General features: G+C 60.3%; 5 protein-coding genes. 3 read left to right on the forward strand and 2 right to left on the reverse strand.

Translation table 11 applies throughout. The annotated features are described in order from the left end of the window. The first annotated feature begins 14 nt into the window (after positions 1–14). A complete protein-coding gene (locus AC13QO_RS07505) occupies positions 15–761 on the forward strand; it encodes a ribonuclease activity regulator RraA (RefSeq protein ID WP_488540333.1) in 747 nt (248 codons plus the stop codon). Positions 762–1,124: 363 nt separating this feature from the next. Then, positions 1,125–2,138 (forward strand): methyltransferase, encoded by a 1,014-nt coding sequence (locus AC13QO_RS07510; RefSeq protein ID WP_488540334.1) that lies wholly within the window; start codon positions 1,125–1,127, stop codon positions 2,136–2,138. A 787-nt stretch (positions 2,139–2,925) separates the two neighbouring features. On the opposite strand, the gene AC13QO_RS07515 is transcribed toward AC13QO_RS07510, so the two are convergent. Continuing rightward, the gene (locus tag AC13QO_RS07515) at positions 2,926–3,717 is read right to left on the reverse strand and encodes an SDR family NAD(P)-dependent oxidoreductase (RefSeq protein ID WP_488540335.1); all 792 of its coding nucleotides are present in this window, start codon (positions 3,715–3,717) and stop codon (positions 2,926–2,928) included. A 98-nt stretch (positions 3,718–3,815) separates the two neighbouring features. Here AC13QO_RS07515 and AC13QO_RS07520 point away from each other — a divergent pair, with 98 nt between their 5' ends. Beyond that, a complete protein-coding gene (locus AC13QO_RS07520) occupies positions 3,816–4,727 on the forward strand; it encodes a LysR family transcriptional regulator (RefSeq protein WP_488540336.1) in 912 nt (303 codons plus the stop codon). Positions 4,728–5,071: 344 nt separating this feature from the next. On the opposite strand, the gene AC13QO_RS07525 is transcribed toward AC13QO_RS07520, so the two are convergent. Further along, positions 5,072–5,992, reverse strand: a complete 921-nt coding sequence (locus tag AC13QO_RS07525) for an ArdC family protein (protein WP_488540337.1) — start codon at positions 5,990–5,992, stop codon at positions 5,072–5,074. Between the last annotated feature and the right edge of the window lie 28 nt (positions 5,993–6,020).

Genomic DNA, 6,020 nt, shown 5'->3' on the forward strand with positions numbered 1-6,020 from the left:
CACCGGAGCCTAAAATGACGCATACGCCCGATATTACGCGACCACCCAGAGACATGATCGACGCACTGAAGGAGATCGGCGCCGCGACCATTGCCGGTACGCTCGGCCACATGGGCTTCCGCAATCCGCATATGGTCGGCCCGGTATCGCAAAGCCGCGGGAAGTCGATCGTCGGCCCGGCCCTGACGCTTCAGTTCCTGCCGCAGCGGCCGGACCTTTTCACCGAGGGAGAATATGCAGATCCGGAGACGCAGCTGCACCGGCACGTGCTCTATCACGTGCAGGAGGGCGATGTGGTCGTGGTCGACGCGCGCGGCGACATGAGCTCGGGTGTCTTCGGCGACATGATGTCGACCTATTTCAAAGGCAGAGGCGGCGCCGGCATCGTGATTGATGGGTGCATGCGCGATCGGCCCAATGTCGAGAAGCTCGATCTCTCTTTGTGGCTGCGCGGCTGGACGCCCAACTACCATGTGCAGACCAGCATCTATCCGAACGCCGTCAACGTTCCGGTTGCCTGCGGAGGTGTCACGGTGATCCCCGGAGATATCATCGTCGCCGACGATGATGGGGTGGTGGTGCTTCCGGTCGCAATGGCCGCGAAGGTAATCGAAGAATCGCAAAAGCATCACGACTGGGAGGAGTTCTCGCGAGCGAAGCTTATGGAGGGCGGGTCGTTGCAGCGCTACTATCCGCTGCATGACGATGCCCGCACAGAGTACGAAGAGTGGCGCAAAAGAAACCGCCCGGGAACAATCTAGACAACGGATTGCTCCAGAAGGCGACGAACTTTGTGAGGCGTCGCCGGCGTCTGCGGAATAGGCACGGCGTCGCATTCGCCCTCGGCGCCGGGCTGATGCGGTTTAGGTGTTCGCAACCGCACCAATTTGAATGCGTACATTGCGACCCGACTTCGCTGTGAAAGTCAGCTGTCGGTATCGCCGCTCAGCCGTTGGGCTCTTGGCTAGTGAATCTTGATTAATTGCCCCCCATCATAAAACGCTTTAGTTTTACACGGAGGGTGCCTCGACGAGACGGAACGTCCTCGGCTTCGCAGCGCCGTCGGCGGTTACCGCACCAATTCCAGGTGCCGTTCGACGACACGGCTTACGAGGAGACGAGCGATGGGCGCGACGACGCCGGACAACATCATGCAGCTTGGCATGGGGTTCTGGGCCTCAAAAGCCATGCTCAGCGCCGTCGAGCTCGGCGTCTTCACCGAGCTCGCAGCCGGCCCGGCCGACCTGAGCGACCTGCAGGCCAGGCTGAAACTGCATCCCCGTTCGGCCCGCGACTTCCTCGATTCCCTGGTGGCCCTGAAGCTGCTCGAACGCGAGGACGGCCGCTATCGCAATGCCACCGATGCGGACCTCTTCCTCGACAAGGCGAAGCCATCCTATATCGGCGGCATCCTCGAAATGGCCAATGCCCGGCTATACGGTTTCTGGGGCTCGCTTACCGAAGCCCTGCAGACCGGAGAGCCGCAGAACGAAGCCAAGTACAGCGAGGACCTCTTTGCTGCGATATATGCGGAACCGGCACGGCTGCGCGGGTTCCTCGAGGCGATGAGCGGGATCAGCGCCGGTCCGGCGCAGGCGATCGCCGCCAAGTTCGACTGGTCGAAATACACGACCTTCGCCGATGTAGGCGCGGCGCAAGGAATGGTGCCGGTGGTGATCGCCCGAGCCCATCCGCATCTCCGGGGACTCGGCTTCGACCTGCCCTCCGTGCAGCCGATATTTGACGAGTTCGTCGCCCGGCACGGCCTTAGCGACCGTATCGGCTTCCAACAGGGCAATTTCTTCGACAGCCCGATGCCGAATGCGGATGTGATCGTGATGGGGCATATCCTCCACGACTGGGATCTTGCCGAGAAGAGGATGCTACTGGAAAAAGCCTTCGCCGCGCTGCCGAACGGCGGGGCCCTGATCGTCTACGACGCCGTCATCGACGATGAACGCCGCAGCAACGCCTTCGGCCTGCTGATGAGCTTGAACATGCTGATCGAGACCCGCGGAGGGTTCGACTACACCGGCGCCGACTGCCAGGCCTGGATGCGCGACGCCGGGTTCGTTTCCACGCGCGTCGAGCCATTGGTGGGGCCGGACTCAATGGTGATCGGATTCAAGCCCGAATAAGCGGAAAACGGCGACCTCGGCCGTTGTTGAGCAAGATCGATCAATGGTTACGATGTCCCGGACCAGTGAAGGCGGCATTGCCCTCCCCCAAAGTTGATGCGCCGTGGGTTGAAATGATCCTCTTCAGATCCATCATTCTCTGCATGAAACGAATAGTCGTCATTGCGTGCACGTGCATGTCCGTTCTCGCCGCGTGCTCACGCACCGAACCACTCGAAGTGTCTGCCGCGCCCTCCGTTTCGCCCGGCGCCGCCCCAGTCAGCGATCAAGCTGTAATTGCAGATGTGGTCGGCCGCGGAACTGTCGGAACAAAAGCTCTCGCCTGGGCGAATCCGTCGACCGGGAGCGTCGGAGTGATCGAACACATTGACACCCACGGTAGGCATGATGGATGCCGTGGTTTCGTGACAAGTCGCCAGTCACTTGAGGGTACGACGCGCTTTGATGGTATTGTTTGTCCTTCTGGGAATTCTTGGAAGTTAGCGGGGACGATCCACTAGCGTAACAAGGGGCGGCGACGTTTTGCCAACGACGGTCACTTTCCGGGTGCACGTTCACGCCAACCTGACGGGTTGCGTCGCGAAACAGCGCCCAGTTAGAAAACTCCATCGCTTTCGACCCAAGTCTTGCGAGCATCTCAGAGGATCTGAAACAACCCACTTTGTAGTGGGCGGTCCCGACGGAGCGATTTTTCGACATCGATCAGCACCCAAAAGTTCTACCGTTCGGGCTTGACCGTGGTGATGGCGATGATGGTGAGAGGAGCGCTGGACAAGGGATGGCCTCCTCAAGCGATAGTGTTGACGAGGCCGCCTTCGGCACGCAGAGCGGCACCGTTCGTGGCGGATGAGCGCGGGCTGGCGAGGTAGGCAACGAGGCTTGCAACCTCTTCCGCTTCCACCATGCGCTGCAGGATCGATGCCGAGCGTGCGGTGGCAAAAAACTCAGCCTCGATCTGCTTGATTGGTGCGGATGGGTCGCTTGCCTGACTGCGCAGGAAAGTTTCAATGCCTTGCGAGCGGGTCGGTCCCGGCAGGACTGAATTGACCGTGACATTCGTACCGCGGGTGAGCTGCGCCAATCCGCGCGCGATCGAAAGCTGCGCCGTCTTGGTAGTGGCGTAGTGGATCATGTCTTGGGGGATGGCGAGGGCGGACTCGCTCGAGATAAAGATGATACGTCCCCAGTTACGCTCGAGCATCCCGGGGAGATAGGTCCGTGACAGGCGGACACCGCTCATCACATTGACGTCGAACAGATGGCTCCAATCCGCGTCGGTGATGTCGCCGAACGCCTTGCTCTCATAGATGCCGAGATTGTTGACGAGGATATCGACCGAAGGCTCGGCCCTGGAAATGATCGCGGCACCTTCGGCGCTCGCCGCATCCGCGAGCACCCCGATGATATCAGATGCAGCGGATGCCTTGAGGTCGGCAATCGCGCTGTCGAGCTTCTTGCTGTCACGTCCTGTAATGACGACACGAGCGCCCTCGCCGGCGAGCGTGCGGGCGATTTCGAGACCAATGCCAGCCGTGGCGCCGGTGATGAGAGCGGTTTTGGCAGTGAGTTGCAGATCCATATTATCTCTCCAGATTGATTGCTGGAGGCAATTTATGATCTTGGAACTGGTGGCACTATTGCCTACCAAGGACATGCACCTGTGAATGAGGATCATCAATGCCGCGGATCCTGATGGAACGCTCCGGTGAGATGGAAGTGTTTGCACGCGTCGTGCAGGACGGAGGATTCTCCGCTGCCGCCCGTAATCTCGACATCACTCCGTCAGCTGTGAGCAAACTGATCGCACGGCTCGAAGCGAGGCTTGGCACACGCCTTCTGGTGCGGACAACTCGCGCTCTGACGCTCACAGAAGAAGGCGAGGCCTATCTTCATGCCGCACTGAGAATCCTGCAGGAGCTGAACGACGCAGAACAGCAGGCAGCAGGAGGTGCCGTGCGAGGGCGGCTCAGGATCAATACGACAATTCCGTTCGGCACGATGTTCGTGGCGCCGGCCGTGCCGGAGTTCATCGCGCGCAACCCAAATGTGATCGTCGATCTCAGCTTCACCGACGATGTCGTCGACTTGATCGCAGAAAAGACGGATGTAGCCATACGCGTGGGCAATCTGCCAGACAGCAGCCTGATCGCACGTAAGCTGGGGCAAAGCCGCCGTGTCGTTTGCGCCGCGCCGAGCTATCTGGCGCAACGACCACATCCCGCGGTTCCGGCAGATCTTGAACGTCACGATTGCCTGACTTTCAACTTCCGGCGTGAGAGGCCGACTTGGCCGTTTATGTTAGAAGGGCGGGAGATTGCCCAGCCGGTCATGGGCAGCATCATCGTGAACAACGGCGAGACGATGAAACAAAAGGCGCTCGCGGGAGCCGGCATCGCCCGCGTCGGTCTGTTCCATGTGGCAGACGAGATCGCTACCGGGCGGCTTGTTCCATTGCTCGAAGAGCATAACCCAGGAGACCTGGAACTGATCCATGCAGTCTACGTTGGCGGCGGACCATTGCCGCACCGCGTTCGCGCCTTCATCGAGCACATGGTTTCGGAATTGAACGGATCGCCTTTGCTAGGGTGAAGCCTTAAGCCGTGCGGGAGACTGCCGCCGGTAGAATCTCATGAGCCTCTTAAAGGGGCGATGATGTGCGACCGGCTGATCGTTTCCTCAGGTGACCGGTAGAGGATGAGTTGCCTTCGCTTGGGATTGCGCGACTTCTGCGGTAGCTGAATAGGCGGCCGCCCCCAATCCCGGACAACGCTCGGCATCTGCGGGCGCTCAAGGACGCGGTGCTTTCTTTGGATTTCAGGCCGGAGATTTGATCATGCGGGGTAGATGCGCCCGTCCGCGAGCCTTTTGCGAACAAGAGCGCGGGAGGCACGATCGTTGTCGTTATACGACATGAATGGCTGAGAAAGGACGGCTTACGCCGCCTCCTCCTTGTTGAGGTCCGGCTGCAGGTCATGCAGGTAATCGACGGCCCGCTGCGCATGAGCTGCCGCTGAAAAGATGGCCCGCTTATCGTTGCCGAGAACCTTGAGCCAACCATCGAGATAGCTTGCGTGGTCGGGGCGTGGTTCGAGCTCCGGAACGATGCCGAGATCGGCGCAAAGAAAGCAGCTGCCGAGTTCGGCAATGAGTTCTTCGCGGGCTCGTTCGCTCCGGTCCTTGGCGTACCGGCTGAGATCACGGTCAAGCCTTCGGGGTGCCGCGGTCCAGTGCGTCATCTCGTGGCTCAAGATGGCGACATAGGAGGCATCGTCGCGGAAGGCATCCAGGTGTGGCATCTGGATGTAGTCCCGGGCAGCAGCATAATAGGCCGCCGATCCTCCGTGCCGTATCAGTGCGCCCGTGTTGGCAAAGAAGCGGCCGGCATTGCCGATGCGGCTCATCGGATCCTGGACGGGCTCAATGCACGCGGCCCGCCCATCGAGACCGGTGATCTGATCGGTATTGAATACCGTGTAGGTTTTGAGGAACGGGATATCCCGCTCGATCTCCGCGCCTGTCTCTGTCGTCTCGGCGCGGACAAAAGAACTGGCGAAGACAACGGTTGTGCCGGTTTCGCCCTTGCGGACGGCAGCGCCGAGCTCCTTTGCCTGGCGAAACGTCATCCACGTCGATGACGCAAAGCCGCGGGCGATGGCTTCCGACCAGAGGAGCAGAACATTGATGCCGGTGTATGGTTGGCCGTTATGGCGCAGTGGCCGGCTGACCTCGGCTGTCGCATCTTTCGTCGTCCAGGGCCTGGTCCATGGCCGTACGCCCTGTTCGAGATCGGCAATGATCTTGGCGGTGATGCGGCTGTAAATATCGGATCGTTGATTGGATTGCTGCGTGCTCATATCTGAACCTCCGTTTGGAGGTCGCGGC

It is taken from the genome of Rhizobium sp. CNPSo 3670, from assembly GCF_057784555.1.